Raw genomic sequence first — 265 nt, forward strand, 5'->3', positions numbered from 1 at the left:
AAAGAGGACACCAACTTTCAAACGGAACTTTTGGAATAAAAGCATTAGATGCAACGTTTATTACAGCTCGTCAAATAGAAGCTGCGCGTATTGCTGCTACCCGTTACATGAAAAGAGAAGGGCAGTTATGGATTAAAATATTTCCAGACAAGCCTATCACTAAAAAGCCTCTTGAAGTACGTATGGGTAAAGGTAAAGGTGCAGTAGAACTATATGTAGCTGTTGTAAAACCAGGACGCGTAATGTTTGAAGTTGGTGGTGTGCC

At 40.4% G+C, this 265-nt stretch carries 1 protein-coding gene; it reads left to right on the forward strand.

All coding sequences use genetic code 11. The features are described 5' to 3' along the window. Positions 1-265, forward strand: a 265-nt coding sequence (gene rplP, locus FUA24_RS23740; RefSeq protein ID WP_148545806.1) for a 50S ribosomal protein L16, incomplete at both ends; no start/stop codon positions are given.

The organism is Seonamhaeicola marinus (assembly GCF_008085455.1).